Source organism: Corynebacterium sp. HMSC036D03, from assembly GCF_001836185.1.
Lineage (GTDB): Bacteria > Actinomycetota > Actinomycetes > Mycobacteriales > Mycobacteriaceae > Corynebacterium > Corynebacterium simulans.
This window is the reverse complement of sequence record NZ_KV827746.1, coordinates 17,835-31,048: the sequence shown is the minus strand read 5'-3', so window position 1 is coordinate 31,048 and position 13,214 is coordinate 17,835. Positions and strand designations below refer to the sequence as shown.

The window sequence follows — 13,214 nt, the reverse complement described above, 5'->3', positions numbered from 1 at the left end:
CGAAGTTCAACTAGCGGCCCGATTACTAATCCGCGCGCCGTAGCGATGCTTGAAGCTATGTTTCTTGCACTTAGAGAATTGCGCGCAGCCCGCGGGCGCTTTGCGTTGATTGGGGCGGTGGTCGCGCTCATTACCTTGCTTTTGGTCATGCTCTCTGGGCTCACGGAGGGCCTTGGCAAACAAAACACTTCGGCTTTGGAGGCCTTGGGGCATGAGTATGAGCAGGCGAGCTTTAGCACGCAGAAGCCAACTTTTACGGAGTCGGAGATTTACGCGGACGACGTGGTGCCTGGCAGCGCGCCTTTGGGTACCGCGCAGACCAAGGTGGAGGGCTTCGGCGGCGTGGCCGTGCTGGGCCTGCCGGCGGGCGAGCCTATTCCGGGTACCAAGCAGCAGGTGCCGGCCACGGGAGTGGTGGCCTCGCAAGCGATTACGCAGGGAAATTCCGTGGCGATTGGGGATGAGGCCTATGCCGTCCGCGGCACCGTGCCGGATCTGTACTATTCCCACTCGCCGGTGCTGTGGGTTTCCACGCAGACCTGGGCGCAGTTGAGCCACGCGCCTTCCGACGTCGTGGGTACCGCCCTGCTGCACGCGAACAGCGTTGCCACCGGGCTTCCCACGTCCGTCAGCATGCGCGAGGCCTTAAGCGGCCTGCCCGCCTACAACTCGGAGCGCGGCTCACTTTTGACCATGCAGGGCTTCCTGTATGCAATTTCGGCGCTCGTGATGGTGGCTTTCTTGAGCATCTGGACCATGCAGCGCACCCGCGATCTTTCGATTCTGCGTGCGCTGGGGGCGCGGACGCGCTACCTGCTTGGCGACGCCCTGGCACAATCCGCACTCATCCTCGCCCTCGGAGTTGGTGTGGGTGCCGCAGTGGGCTGGGGCCTGGGCGCGCTCGCGCAATCGACGGTGCCTTTTGTGCTCTCGGCGCGCACGATTGCTGCCCCGGCCGCTGGCATGTGGGTACTCGGCATGCTGGGCGCGGTCCTGGCCACTCGCCGAATCAGCAAAATCAACCCTTTGGATGCGTTGGGAGGACAAGGCTAATGCTAGAAATTGAAAACGTGACGGTCACCTTTCCCGATGGCCGCGATCGCGTGGTGGCGTTGGACGATGTCAGCCTGGAAATCAAGCCGGGCCAGCTCATGGCCGTCGTCGGCGAATCCGGCTCCGGCAAGTCCACCTTGCTCTCTGTGGCTGCTGGGCTAATCGAGCCTGATAGTGGTCGCGTGCGGGTAAGCGGTGAGCGCGGCATCATCTTCCAACAATCCAACTTGGTTAGCTCGCTCAATGCCCTGGATCAGCTGCTCATTGTGGACCATATGGCAGGCCGAAAACCTCGCCGTGAAAAGGCGCGGGAGTTGCTTGAGTATGTAGGCCTGCCTGGGATGGAGGCTCGCCGCATCACCCAGCTTTCTGGCGGTCAGCGCCAGCGCATCAATATCGCGCGTGCCTTGATGGCTGATCCCGAGGTGCTGCTCGCGGATGAGCCGACGGCGGCGCTGGATTCTGCGCTCTCGCGCGACGTCGCCAAGCTGCTGCGTGACATCACCGATGAACAACAGACCGCAACGATGTTTGTAACCCATGACCGCAGCCTGCTGGATTTTGCGGACACTGTGGTCACCGTCAAGGACGGAAAGTTGGCGTCCGGTAACTAAAGTCCTGCAAGTGGGCGCAAACGGAGTATTCTGTTTTCCCGTTATGCCGAAAAATAATCCGCGAGTGCGCGTCACGCCCACCACCTATCCCCGCATGGCGCAATGGACCGGAGTGCATTACACGATGCTTTCTGTGACCATTGCCGCATGCGGTGTATTCATCGTGGCTGCACGGCGCATCCGGGGCACTACCAAGGAGACCTTCTACCGGCAGATGACTGGCTGGGTGATGCTGGTGCTCGGTACGGCATGGACCATCGTCTCCCTGGACCCTTCGCAATTCGACATCCGTGAATCTCTGCCGCTGCACCTGTGCGATGTTCTGCGCCCAGTGTTGGCGCTCGGTCTGATTACGGGCAATGAGCATGCGCTGACGCTGACCTATTACTGGGGCATCATCTTGAACCCGCAGGCGATTATCACCCCAGATGTTATTTATTACTTCGATCCGCGCTGGCTGCGCTTTGCCACCTACTGGTTCTTCCACATCACCGCACTGGCCATTCCGTTGGCGTTGACCTTCGGCTTGGGCTACCGCCCGACGTGGAAGGGCTACCGCTTTGCGGTGGGAGTAACCCCGGTGTGGATGGCCAGCGTCATGGCGGTCAACGCCCGCACAGATGGCAACTATGGATTCTTAAACCACGCGCCGGGCAGCCCCTCCATCATCAACCTGCTGGGGCCGTGGCCGTGGTACATCCTCGCCGAGATCGGCGCCGTGGCAGGTGCCTGGGCTGCGATGACGTGGCCGTGGGAGACCCGTAGGCTGCGCCGCGGCACGGTGGCTGCCGGTGCCAAGGGGCTGCTGCGTCGCTCCGTGCGCGCCGTAGCAAATAGGCTTTAGCGAGCCATACGCAAAAGCTTGGCGACGGCCCGCGGGATCGCCGCGGCAATCTGCGAAGCCGAGCAGATGGCATAGCCCTCCGGCGTTTGCGCCGCGATGGCTGCCGCATGGGCATGGATGGCCCCGGCATGCAGGACCTCGGTGATTAGCGCTTCCTGCAGATCAAAGTCAGCCTTCTCCTGCAGCTGCTCATCGAGATGCATCTGTGCGAGGACTGCGCCGAGGATGCCCGCGAGCACGTCGCCTGAACCAGGGGTAGCGGCATAGGAATGGCCTGCATTGTAGGCATAAATGGGTTGGCCGGGTGTGGTAACCAGGGTATTTCTTCCCTTGAGCAGCACGATGCAGCCCAGTGCCGTGGCGAGCTCCTGCAGTGGCGCTGCTTTGCCTGATGACAGGTCGAGGCCCTTGTTGAAGGTCGCCTCGTAAAGCTCGGTGAACTCGCCCAGGTGAGGGGTGAGAACCGTGACGGGCAGGCTTCCCAGGCGGGCGCGCAACTCGGGGTGACGGGCAAGGAGTCGCAGCGCATCGGCATCGATGACGGCCGAGATGAACCCATCGAGTACCTCCGCGAGCTCCGCTTGGGCCGCAGCGTCAGTACCGCGTCCTGGGCCCACGACGATGGCCTGGGCGTGACCCGCTGAGTCAAGATCTGGGTGAACCACGAGTTCCGGCAGGAGCGAGGTGATGGAGCGGTCTCCGATAAAGCGCACCATGGCCGGGTTGGTGCGCACTGCCGCGGTGGCTGCCAAGATGCCAGCTCCGGGATAGGTGTCGCTTCCGGCGGCAATAGTGACCACTCCGCCGGAATACTTATCGGAGGAAATCCCTGGGGTGGGGTCAACGATTGGTCCGGTACAACCAACCGGGCGCGGGTGCGTGGCGATGCCGTGGGCTGTCTCGATGTTGCCGGGGCGCCACGCATATGCGGATTCCAGGGTGGGCTCGTTGGCGATGTGCCCGGCCGGTTGCGCGAGCGATTCGAGCATCGCGCTAAACGACGTCGCGCCGGGCAGCGTTAAATCCGCCAGCACCACCTGGCCGCACTCGGCCGCAAGCACATGACCCATGCGTGCCCAACCGAAAGTTACGGTGACGTCAGCATGCACTGCGCCTTTGCGGGCGGCTACGCCGGTGTCTGCATTAATGCCAGTGGGCATATCGACTGCTAGCACCGGAATGCCTGCTGCCTGCTCGTAGACCTCCAGCGCCTGGCCGCTGAGCCCGCGTCCGGAACCGAGGCCCGCCACGGCGTCGATAAGCAAGCTCGTGTCATCGGGCAGGGAAGCGGTGGAATTAGGAGTGGACCCACTATTTAGAACCTCGCCGCCGGCTTCCTCGAAAGCCGCAAGGGCGGCTGTGTGGCAGGTCTCAGGTACGAGGGCTGTGACGGCGTGTCCCTGCTGGGCGAGGAGAGCGCTGGCGAAAAGGCCGTCGCCGCCGTTGCCCCCGCTGCCTGCCAGAATCATCACGCGGCCTGGGTGCGCGGCGAGCATTACTGCGGCGGCATCGGCCACCGCGTGGGCGGCCAATTGCATGAGCTGGTCTGGATAGCTCTGCTGAGCAAGTAGGCGCTCCTCGGCAGCGCGGACGGCGTCGACGGAAAAGGAATATCGCATGCCGTCCAAAATACCCCCCTGTTTAGGCTGGAGCGTTCTGGCAGGTAGGGCACCAGAACAGGTTCCTGCCTTCGAGCTTCTTTTCTGCGATGGGCTCGCCGCAGATATAACAAGGCATGCCGGCGCGGCGGTAGACATAAACCTCGCCGCCATGGTCATCCTTGCGTGGCGCGCGGCCCATGGCTTCAGGCGTGTGCTCCGGGCGGACCGTGTCGATGCGGGCGGTGGGCACGCCGGCGCGCATGAGTTCTACCAGGTCCTCCCAGATGACATCGAATTCGTGGCGGTCCAGTTCATTGCCGGCAATAAAGGGGGAGATGTTCTGACGGAATAAAACCTCGGCGCGGTAGATGTTGCCGACTCCGGCAAAGAGATGCTGATCCATCAGTAAGGAGCCGATGCTGCGGCTCGACCTGTGCACCCGCGGCCAAAGGTCGGCCGGTGATGCATCCTCGCGGATGGGGTCCTGCCCAATCTTGGCGAGGGCGACGTCGTATTCAGCATCCGTGATGAGCCGGCACCACTGCGGCCCGCGCAGATTGGCAGCTAGGTCATCGCTTTCGATGCGCAGGCGAATCTGGCCCCAGACATCGTCCAAAGGCTCAAAGCGCAAGCTGCCGATCAACCCGAGGTGAATATAGATGATGTGCTCTGGCGCATCGGCGGAAAAGTGCATAAAGAGGTGCTTGCCGCGCGCTTCGGCGAAATCGAGCTGCGTCCCATCGAGCATGGCTGCTTCCGCCGCAAAGCGGCCCTGCGGACTCGTGACGCGCAGCGGCCCCTCCCGGAAATCAAGGTTCAGACGCTGTGTAAGGTGATGAATAATGTGGCCTTCGGGCATGCGGACAAGTTTATTGCATGTGTCGCGGGGACAACGTGAGGATAAATTGGACATCTTTCCCGTTTGGAATGTGGGATTGAAGTGCGAAGACGAGACTTAAACGTTCATTTTCTGCTTTAAAGGTCTAGGTTAAATAGACGAAAGTTAACATAATAAACATTTATCTATTTTGTCGCTTAGCTTATAACGCAACCATATCTGATAAAGATCGGCCCAAATATATAGTGACTCGTTTCATATTTATTTTTCTTCCGGGTTAATTGGACTAGAAAGTGCCAGCACATGGCGCTAAATCTTTATTAAGTTAGGATTAGTTAACGAATTTCTTTATCGGATTTTGTCCGATTGGCTTTGTAAACGTTGACTTTGAAACCGCCGTTGATATGCTTCGCATGGATGTATCTACTGGTGAGTGATAGATCCAACCGCTGCGCATGTAGGGGTGCGTGGCGACTATAGCCAGGTGGGTGGGACTGCCTGGCTGTAGAGGGTGGGGGCTTGTTCCGCACCCTTAGAGAGACAGGTAACGCCTGGGCCCGTCCTTTCCAGGGCCCAGGCGTTACTCGTATGTTTAGGCGGCGTCGTCAGTGCGGTTTCTTGTGGTGTGGTGCCGTGGCAGGGCGTATGAGTAAACCCAGTCCTTTCGAGTAAAATCCAATCCAAAAGATCCAGCCCGGTTGCGGGGATTGTCTATGGCGGAAGGCCTTTAAATGACGCGTTTGCTTGGTTTTGACCGTGAGAAGTACATCGAGATGCAGTCGGAGCACATTCACGCACGGCGCGGGGAAATCGGCGGTAAGCTCTACTTGGAGATGGGCGGCAAGCTTTTCGATGACATGCACGCCTCCCGCGTGCTGCCGGGCTTTACTCCCGATAACAAGATTGCGATGCTTGAGCGCATCAAGGACGATGTCGAGATTCTCGTCTGCATCAACGCCAAGGACATTGAGCGCCAGAAGACGCGCGCTGACCTCGGGATCCTCTACGAAGATGACGTCTTGCGCTTGGTAGACGTCTTTCGCGGCCGTGGCTTCCTAGTAAACAACATCGTCATGACCCAGCTGGAGGATGGCAACAGCCAAGCGGAGGCCTTCATTGACCGCCTGGAGCGCCTTGGGCTTAACGTTGCACGTCACCGCGTTATCCCGGGTTATCCTTCCAACACAGACCTCATCGTTTCTGAGGAAGGCCTTGGCCGGAACGAGTACGCGGAAACCACGCGTGACCTGGTTGTCGTCACTGCGCCGGGGCCAGGCTCAGGCAAGCTGGCGACCGCCCTATCGCAGGTCTACCACGAGCATCAGCGCGGTGTGCAGGCTGGATACGCCAAGTTTGAGACCTTTCCTATCTGGAACCTGCCGCTCGATCACCCAGTGAACCTGGCATATGAGGCAGCCACGGTCGATCTCAATGACGCAAACGTCATCGACCACTTCCACTTAAGTGCCTACGGCGAGTCCACGGTGAACTACAACCGCGATGTCGAGGCCTTCCCGCTGCTCAAGACCCTCCTGGAGAAGCTGACCGGCAACACCCCGTACCAGTCCCCGACGGACATGGGCGTCAACATGGCTGGCTTCTGCATCACCGATGACGAAGTCTGCCGTGAGGCCTCCAAGCAGGAGATTATTCGTCGCTACTTCAAGGCCTTGGTGGAAGAAGCACGCCTCGGCTTGGATTCCACGCAGTCCGAGCGCGCGGCCGTCGTCATGGCGAAGGCCGGCATCAAGTCTGATGACCGCCCAGTAGTAGCGCCGGCGCGCAAGCGTGCCGCCGAAACTGACGAGCCAGCCTCTGCGCTGCAGCTTGCCGACGGCACCATCATCACCGGCCGCACTTCTGCGCTGCTGGGCTGCTCCGCTGCCATGCTGCTCAATGCGCTTAAGCATCTCGCCGGCATCGACGATGAGATCCACCTGCTGAGCCCAGAGGCCATCGAACCGATCCAGAAGCTCAAGACCGAGTATCTGGGTTCGCGTAACCCGCGCCTGCACACCGACGAGGTGCTCATCGCTCTTTCCGCCTCCGCTGCGAAGGACGAGAACGCTCGCCGTGCAATGGCGGAACTAAAGCAGCTTGCAGGTTGTGACGTTCACACCACCACCATCTTGGGCTCGGTGGATGAGGGAATCTTCCGCAATTTGGGCGTGCTCGTGACCTCCGATCCGGTCTTTGCACGTAAGCAGGCGCTTTACCAGAAGCGCTAAACCCAAAGATTTCCGGGAAATTTAGGAAAAGCAACAGCTCACGCCTACAATCGATGGCGTGAGCCTTAGCAAAATTCTCCTTTATTACTGCTTTACCCCAATCAGCGATCCCACTGCCATCATGTTGTGGCAGCGCAACCTGTGCGAAAAGCTTGGGCTAAAGGGCCGCATCCTCATCTCCGAGCACGGAATTAACGGCACCGTCGGTGGTGACATGGATGCTTGTAAGCGCTATGTCCGTGAGACCCGCGAGTACCCGGGCTTTAAAAAGATGGAATTCAAGTGGTCCGAGGGTAGTGCCGATGATTTCCCACGCCTGTCCGTGAAGGTTCGCGACGAAATCGTGGCATTCGGCGCGCCCGGTGAGCTGAAGGTGGATGAGAACGGCGTCGTCGGTGGCGGCGTGCACCTGAAGCCAGAGCAGGTCAACGAGCTGGTTAAGGAGCGCGGCGACGAAGTCGTCTTCTTCGATGGCCGCAACGCCATGGAAGCTGAGATCGGCAAGTTCAAAAACGCTGTCGTCCCAGATGTTAAGACCACCCATGATTTCATCGAGGAAATCGAGTCCGGCAAGTATGACTGGATGAAGGATAAGCCAGTCGTTTCCTATTGCACTGGCGGCATTCGTTGCGAGATTCTTTCTTCCCTGATGAAGAATCGTGGTTTCAAAGAGGTCTATCAGATAGACGGCGGCATCGTCCGCTATGGCGAGAAATTCGGCAACGACGGTCTCTGGGAAGGCTCCCTCTACGTCTTTGACAAGCGCATGCATCACGAATTTGGGCAGGGCCTGCAAGATCCAGGTTTTATCCAGCTTGGTCACTGCGTGCATTGCGGCAATGCCACCAACACCTTCCATAACTGTATCAACGAGGACACCTGCCGCAAGCAGGTGCTTATCTGTGATGACTGCATCCAGAAGGTAGAAACCCAGCACTGTGGGCGTCCAGATTGCGCGGAAGTAGCCGTAGCCGCGGCGCAAGGCGCAGCTCAGTAACCAGCTGGAACCTGCAAGGTTCCAGCCTCTCCTTTCCCTCGGGGAACGGTTAGCCCAGCGGAACCAACAAGATTTGAATGTCGGTGATGCACCACAGCATGAAGTTGCAGGCCATTACCCAGAAAATTGCCATCCAGGAGCGCCAGCGCAGATAGCGTTTGAGCTTGCGCACCATGATGACGGCGGTGCCCACCATTCCCAGGAACGGGATGATGACGGTGGTCAGTGCAAAGAAGCGGCGCTGGCCTTCGGTGCACAGCCAGGTGGCAAGCTGGGCGTCGCAAAGCGCCCCGCCCTGGGAGCGGGTAATTAGTGCCACCACAAATGCGTAGAGGCCGGAAAGCAGCAGCACAGCGACCATGAACCAGATAGCCTGCCGGGAAGAGCGGCGGTTGGCTGCAGCTACCGCTAGGGGATCTGGCTCATCCGCGAGCTCATCGAAAGAGCTTGGCTCCGGGCGCCGCAGGTTGGCGTAGTCGGCATCAGTTGTCAGATCGTTTTCCGGATGCTCAGGCTGGAGATTCATAGGCCAAAGTCTAGTCGCCGTGGATTAGTCCGCAGTTTCGACTGAAGGCGCAGAGTCCGAAGGGCGCACCAGAACCGGGACGCGCACATGCGGAAGCAGCTCGGTGGCCGTGGAGCCAATGAATACGCGTTCGAAGGGGCCCATCGGGGAAGAACCTAGGCACATCAAGTCGCCTTTCTTCCACTTCAGCGAGTCCACCGCGCCAGACCAGCCATGGCCGGTGCCGATTTCGGTAGTAATCGGTAGCTCTGGGAAGCGCTCTGCCACCACATCGTGTGCGCGGTCCAGCATGGACAAGGAATGCTCGTGCCAGCCTTTGGCTAGCTTGGAGGCGACGTCGACGTTGCCGCTGACCTGGGCGTCGAGAAGCCCGTCGGCGGAAAAGGCCACGATACGCAGCGGAACGTTCCATGTATTCGCCAGGCGGGCGGCGCACAGCAAGGCGGGGTCCTCGGAGTCGCTGCGCTCGGTGAAAGCGAAGTTGATGCGGGTCACGCCATGCTTGGAAAGCTTGATATCGCGCGGGGAAAGGCCCAACGGAATAGGGGAGAAGTGCAGCAGGGCGTCGGCAGTCGAGCCTGCGAAGAAACGGCCCTTTGGCGCGGATTGGTTAGCGCCAAGCAGGATTGCATCCGCGCCGAATTCTTCTGCCATCTCGGTCAGCAGCTGCGGGCGGGAGGGGCCGGCCAAAAGAACGGAAGGCTCTTCGTCCAGCTGGGAATCGGAGATACCCGCCGCCTCGAGTGCTTCCAGAACTCGTTCTTTGCACTTGGCCTGTTCCTTGGTGAACCACTTTTTAAATTTATTGCCGTGCTTGTTCAGCGCGGTGGTGGCCAGCGGAACGGAGATCGTGGAAACGACCCTGATGCGAACGTTGGTGGAGCGGGCGAGCCACGCTGCAAAATCGATCGCTTCAGTGCCAGTGGAGGAAGGACTCCACGAAATTAGGATTCGCACAGGGTCTTTAGCGAGAGAAGCAAAAGACTTGTGTTGATGATTTTTATCCATTCAGCAATACATCCCGTGAACTGTCCGGGGGCGTAATTCTTAGCCCATTATTAGTCACGGGAGGGGCGAAAAAGAAATCCGGGCCTGCTCCGCATTACCCCTGGTTGCTTTGGTCTACATGCGGTTTCATGCCCAGTTTCTTTGCTAAGTGGGTTTTAGTTCATTGTCGGGCGATAGACGTCTGCCAATTTGGCAATCAGGGAACTCATCTGACGAGCCGCTTGCAAGTCTTTAGGTTCCATCCACTGCAGGATCTCCGCCAGGGCGGCGGCACGCTGACGGGAGACGATGTTCAGCTCAGATTCACCTAGTTGGGTCAGTGCCACGAGGACGCCGCGGCGGTCTTTGTCATCTCGGTGGCGCTCCACAAAGCCGTGGCGCTCCAATTGGTATAGGGCATTGGACGCGGTGGGCATGCGGATGAGTTCTGCCTGTGCGATGGTGCTCACGCGGGATGGGCCGCGCAGGCGCAGCTGGTTCATGATAGAGACCTGGGAGGTGGTCAGGGAGGAACCTTCGGTGGTGCGCTGGAAGATGAGCATCAGCTTGTTTAGCGCGGGCTGGATGCTGCGGGCTACGTCAAGGGCGTCTTCGTAGGCGGAGGGGGACTCAGCAGCTTGTTCACTCATGGAAAGTAATAGTAGCGCCCGTACACTCACAACGGTAGTTAGGCCACGAAAAATTTAGCTTTTGAGTTAAAAAATACTCTCCGCTCATTCGCACGCGGGAACAGGTGGCGTGGTTAAGCTGTTGTCTAATTAGGTGTCTGGTCAACTTCAGGCCCGGATCTAGGGAAGGAGGATAGGGCTACTGTGGCGGTTTCTTTCAAACACGTGATCTCCCACGAGTGGGAGCGTGCGCAGCACCTGCGCAAATATCGAGCGGGCCTTATAGAAAAGGATGCGCTTTGCGACGCCGACTTTCTCCTCCGCGCTGCAGCCAAGCATCATGGCACCGACATGGAGCGCAAATGTCCTCTCTGCGGGGAGGCGATGCGCCTTACCAAATGGGTTTATGGCGAGGCGCTAGGGCGGCGTGCCGGCAGCGCGCGCAGCGATGAAGAAATCGCAGAATTCGTCGCCGAAGGCCTCGAATTTACGGTTCATAAAGTCGAAGTTTGTACGGCGTGCCGGTGGAATCACCTATTGGCGGCGGCGACGGCTTATGATGAAGGTTAGTTTTTGGCTCGGCCGTTGTGGCCGGTAAGCTGCACTTATTTAAGAAAATCTGCCCATGATTGACGAGGACACGAAGCAGTGACCGAAAAGGAATCCGCCCAAAAGAGAGCTGGGCGTCATAGTAAAAAATCTACGAACCAGCGCAAACGTCGTCGCTGGCCCTGGATTGTTTTGATCGTCGCCTTGGTGCTCGTGGCTGTGCCCGCAGCTCTCTTCGGCTACGCCTACTCTCAGTACACGGTCCCGGAACCAAAGGACCTTCAAGCCAGCCAGGTTTCGACCATCGTTGCTGGTGACGGAAACACCCAGCTGGCTAAGTTGGTGCCGCCGGAAGGCAACCGCACGCAGGTCAAGCTGGAAGAAGTCCCTGATTACGTAGAAGATTCCGTGCTTTCGGCCGAGGACCGCGAGTTCTGGACCAACTCGGGCTTTTCCTTTACCGGCTTAGGCCGCGCAGTCTTGGGAAAGCTCACCGGTGACTCCACCGCGGGTGGTGGCTCCACCATTACCCAGCAGTATGTGAAAAACACTCTGGTGGGTGACGAGTACTCCTACGTCCGTAAGATTCGTGAGCTCATCTACTCCATCAAGATGACCAACGAATGGTCTAAGGAAGACATCCTGCAGGCCTACCTGAATACGGTCTACTTCGGACGTAATGCTTATGGCATCCAGGCTGCTTCGAACGCCTACTTCAACAAGGACGCAAAGGACCTCACCGTGGAAGAGGGCGCCATGTTGGCCGGCCTTATCCAGTCTCCTTCCGTTCTTGATCCGCGCGTTGATGAGGAAAGCTCCAAGGCGCGTTGGAACTATGTTCTCGATGGCTTGGTAGAGATGGGCGATCTCAACGCCACCGAGCGTAAGGGAATGCAGTTCCCGCAGACTCGTGATCCTTCCGAGTACTCCGCATACACCGAGGCGCCGGGCGCTTTCGGCCACATCAAGAATCAGGTCATCGCCGAACTCGAGCGCGTCGGCATCACTGAGGATCAGGTGGCAACCGGTGGTCTGAAGATCACCACCACCATCGATATGAACGTGCAGAACGCCTCCACCGATGCGGTGGATGGTCAGCTGGCTTCCCTGCAGGAAGACGCACGTGCTGCTGCCGTCACCATTGACCCGGCAACCGGCGGTATCCGCGGCTACTTCGGCGGCAACGAGGCAACTGGTTGGGACTACGCAAATGCGGGTCTGCAGACCGGCTCCACCTTCAAGATCTTCACTCTTGCGGCAGCACTGCAGCAGGGCATTGGCTTGGATACCTATTACTCCTCGGCTCCTTATCAGCTGCCTGGTTCCCAGGTGGTTACCAACGTCGATGGTGGCTGCGGCAGCTGCTCCATCGCTGAGGCGTTGAAGAAATCCTACAATACCTCCTTCCTCCGCCTGCAGGACGATCTGGAAAACCGTACGCAGGACACCGCAGACATGGCGCATGCTCTGGGTATTGCAAAGTCGCTGCCGGGCATCGATAAGACCCTGAGCGAGAAGGGCGGGACTCCGTTCGAGGGCGTTGTGCTGGGCCAGTACCAGTCCCGTCCGCTGGATATGGCTAGCGCTATGGCCACTTTGACCAACGGTGGCGTTTGGCACCAGCCTCACTTCGTTCAGAAGGTGGAGACCACCGGCGGCGAGGTTCTCTACGAGTTCGATGACAAGGGTGGCGAGCGCCGTGTTTCCGCGAACGTTGCCAACAATGTCTTGAAGGCAATGCTCCCGGTCGCAGGTTGGTCCAACGGTGCTCTGGCCGGCGGCCGTGAGTCCGCTTCCAAGACCGGTACCACGCAGCTGGGCGATACCGGCAACAACAAGGACGCTTGGATGGTTGGCTCCACCCCGCAGCTAGCAACCGCCGTGTGGGTTGGTACCGCTGACAACACCTCTGCCATCTTCAACTCCTATGGCGGAATCATGTACGGCTCCAACTCCCCGACTCAGATTTGGAAGCAGATTCTGGATACCTCGCTGGCTAACGCTGAGTACAAGTCCTTCCCGCAGGCTTACCCTGTCCGTTACGGTAACGGTAACTGGGGTTCGGGTTACACCGGCTCCTACGACTCTTCCTATAACTCCGGTACCGCTGGCAGCGACAGCAACACCGCTCCGGAACAGGACGCTCAGGCACCTACTCCGGCACCAGAGGAACAGGCCCAGCAGCCGGCGCCTTCGCCGGAACAGCAACAGGGCCAGCCGGGCCAGGGACCTGGCCAGGGGCAACCGGGTCGACCGGCACAGCCTAATCAGCCGGCGCAGGATGTCCCGTCAATTGAGGACATCATCAACGGCCAAGGCGATTTGGCCGATCTGCTTAATCAATAGGA

12 protein-coding genes are annotated in these 13,214 nt (G+C 59.1%); 7 read left to right on the top strand and 5 right to left on the bottom strand.

The window, feature by feature from the left end; genetic code table 11:
- Positions 1-57: 57 nt before the first annotated feature.
- Genes HMPREF2692_RS08440 through HMPREF2692_RS08430 form a run of 3 tightly spaced genes read left to right on the top strand, consistent with a single transcriptional unit; the run spans position 58 to position 2,511 of the window.
- Complete coding sequence (locus tag HMPREF2692_RS08440; protein WP_049146725.1) at positions 58-1,053, top strand: ABC transporter permease; 996 nt, start codon at positions 58-60, stop codon at positions 1,051-1,053.
- On the top strand, positions 1,053-1,667 hold the full coding sequence (locus HMPREF2692_RS08435) for an ABC transporter ATP-binding protein (protein ID WP_049146727.1): 615 nt from the start codon (positions 1,053-1,055) through the stop codon (positions 1,665-1,667). The genes HMPREF2692_RS08440 and HMPREF2692_RS08435 overlap by 1 nt, the downstream gene beginning before the upstream one ends.
- Positions 1,668-1,710: 43 nt before the next feature.
- Positions 1,711-2,511, top strand: coding sequence for a YwaF family protein (locus tag HMPREF2692_RS08430; RefSeq protein ID WP_235591091.1), 801 nt, complete (start codon positions 1,711-1,713; stop codon positions 2,509-2,511).
- Here HMPREF2692_RS08430 and HMPREF2692_RS08425 read toward each other — a convergent pair.
- A complete protein-coding gene (locus HMPREF2692_RS08425; RefSeq protein ID WP_049146754.1) occupies positions 2,508-4,130 on the bottom strand; it encodes a bifunctional ADP-dependent NAD(P)H-hydrate dehydratase/NAD(P)H-hydrate epimerase in 1,623 nt (540 codons plus the stop codon). The two genes, HMPREF2692_RS08430 and HMPREF2692_RS08425, sit on opposite strands and share 4 nt — an antisense overlap.
- 22 nt (positions 4,131-4,152) lie before the next feature.
- Positions 4,153-4,971 carry an Fpg/Nei family DNA glycosylase gene (locus HMPREF2692_RS08420; RefSeq protein ID WP_049146728.1) on the bottom strand — a complete coding sequence of 273 codons (819 nt, stop codon included), beginning with the start codon at positions 4,969-4,971 and terminating at the stop codon, positions 4,153-4,155.
- Positions 4,972-5,681: 710 nt separating this feature from the next.
- On the opposite strand from HMPREF2692_RS08420, the gene HMPREF2692_RS08415 reads away from it, so the two are divergent.
- Complete coding sequence (locus tag HMPREF2692_RS08415; RefSeq protein WP_061925247.1) at positions 5,682-7,178, top strand: DUF1846 domain-containing protein; 1,497 nt, start codon at positions 5,682-5,684, stop codon at positions 7,176-7,178.
- Between the two features lie 58 nt (positions 7,179-7,236).
- Positions 7,237-8,175, top strand: coding sequence for an oxygen-dependent tRNA uridine(34) hydroxylase TrhO (locus HMPREF2692_RS08410; RefSeq protein WP_062036682.1), 939 nt, complete (start codon positions 7,237-7,239; stop codon positions 8,173-8,175).
- 49 nt (positions 8,176-8,224) lie between these two features.
- On the opposite strand, the gene HMPREF2692_RS08405 is transcribed toward HMPREF2692_RS08410, so the two are convergent.
- The 3 genes from HMPREF2692_RS08405 to HMPREF2692_RS08395 all read right to left on the bottom strand — a co-directional run bounded on the left by HMPREF2692_RS08405 (position 8,225) and on the right by HMPREF2692_RS08395 (position 10,338).
- On the bottom strand, positions 8,225-8,701 hold the full coding sequence (locus tag HMPREF2692_RS08405; RefSeq protein WP_061925241.1) for a hypothetical protein: 477 nt from the start codon (positions 8,699-8,701) through the stop codon (positions 8,225-8,227).
- A 24-nt stretch (positions 8,702-8,725) separates the two neighbouring features.
- Positions 8,726-9,709, bottom strand: a complete 984-nt coding sequence (locus tag HMPREF2692_RS08400; protein WP_062036684.1) for a universal stress protein — start codon at positions 9,707-9,709, stop codon at positions 8,726-8,728.
- A gap of 155 nt (positions 9,710-9,864) precedes the next feature.
- The gene (locus HMPREF2692_RS08395) at positions 9,865-10,338 is read right to left on the bottom strand and encodes a MarR family winged helix-turn-helix transcriptional regulator (RefSeq protein ID WP_062036686.1); all 474 of its coding nucleotides are present in this window, start codon (positions 10,336-10,338) and stop codon (positions 9,865-9,867) included.
- A 183-nt stretch (positions 10,339-10,521) separates the two neighbouring features.
- Here HMPREF2692_RS08395 and HMPREF2692_RS08390 point away from each other — a divergent pair, with 183 nt between their 5' ends.
- On the top strand, positions 10,522-10,887 hold the full coding sequence (locus tag HMPREF2692_RS08390) for a DUF5318 family protein (protein WP_062036688.1): 366 nt from the start codon (positions 10,522-10,524) through the stop codon (positions 10,885-10,887).
- A gap of 78 nt (positions 10,888-10,965) precedes the next feature.
- Positions 10,966-13,212 (top strand): transglycosylase domain-containing protein, encoded by a 2,247-nt coding sequence (locus tag HMPREF2692_RS08385; RefSeq protein ID WP_070823366.1) that lies wholly within the window; start codon positions 10,966-10,968, stop codon positions 13,210-13,212.
- Positions 13,213-13,214: the final 2 nt, after the last annotated feature.

What these genes read in the sequence shown, in the direction of transcription:
- HMPREF2692_RS08430 (WP_235591091.1), top strand. Translation starts at nt 1,711, where the DNA reads ATGCCGAAAAATAATCCGCGAGTGCGCGTCACGCCCACCACCTATCCC.
- HMPREF2692_RS08405 (WP_061925241.1), bottom strand. Translation starts at nt 8,701, where the DNA reads ATGAATCTCCAGCCTGAGCATCCGGAAAACGATCTGACAACTGATGCC.
- HMPREF2692_RS08435 (WP_049146727.1), top strand. Translation starts at nt 1,053, where the DNA reads ATGCTAGAAATTGAAAACGTGACGGTCACCTTTCCCGATGGCCGCGAT.
- HMPREF2692_RS08400 (WP_062036684.1), bottom strand. Translation starts at nt 9,709, where the DNA reads ATGGATAAAAATCATCAACACAAGTCTTTTGCTTCTCTCGCTAAAGAC.
- HMPREF2692_RS08425 (WP_049146754.1), bottom strand. Translation starts at nt 4,130, where the DNA reads ATGCGATATTCCTTTTCCGTCGACGCCGTCCGCGCTGCCGAGGAGCGC.
- HMPREF2692_RS08440 (WP_049146725.1), top strand. Translation starts at nt 58, where the DNA reads ATGTTTCTTGCACTTAGAGAATTGCGCGCAGCCCGCGGGCGCTTTGCG.
- HMPREF2692_RS08415 (WP_061925247.1), top strand. Translation starts at nt 5,682, where the DNA reads ATGACGCGTTTGCTTGGTTTTGACCGTGAGAAGTACATCGAGATGCAG.
- HMPREF2692_RS08420 (WP_049146728.1), bottom strand. Translation starts at nt 4,971, where the DNA reads ATGCCCGAAGGCCACATTATTCATCACCTTACACAGCGTCTGAACCTT.
- HMPREF2692_RS08395 (WP_062036686.1), bottom strand. Translation starts at nt 10,338, where the DNA reads ATGAGTGAACAAGCTGCTGAGTCCCCCTCCGCCTACGAAGACGCCCTT.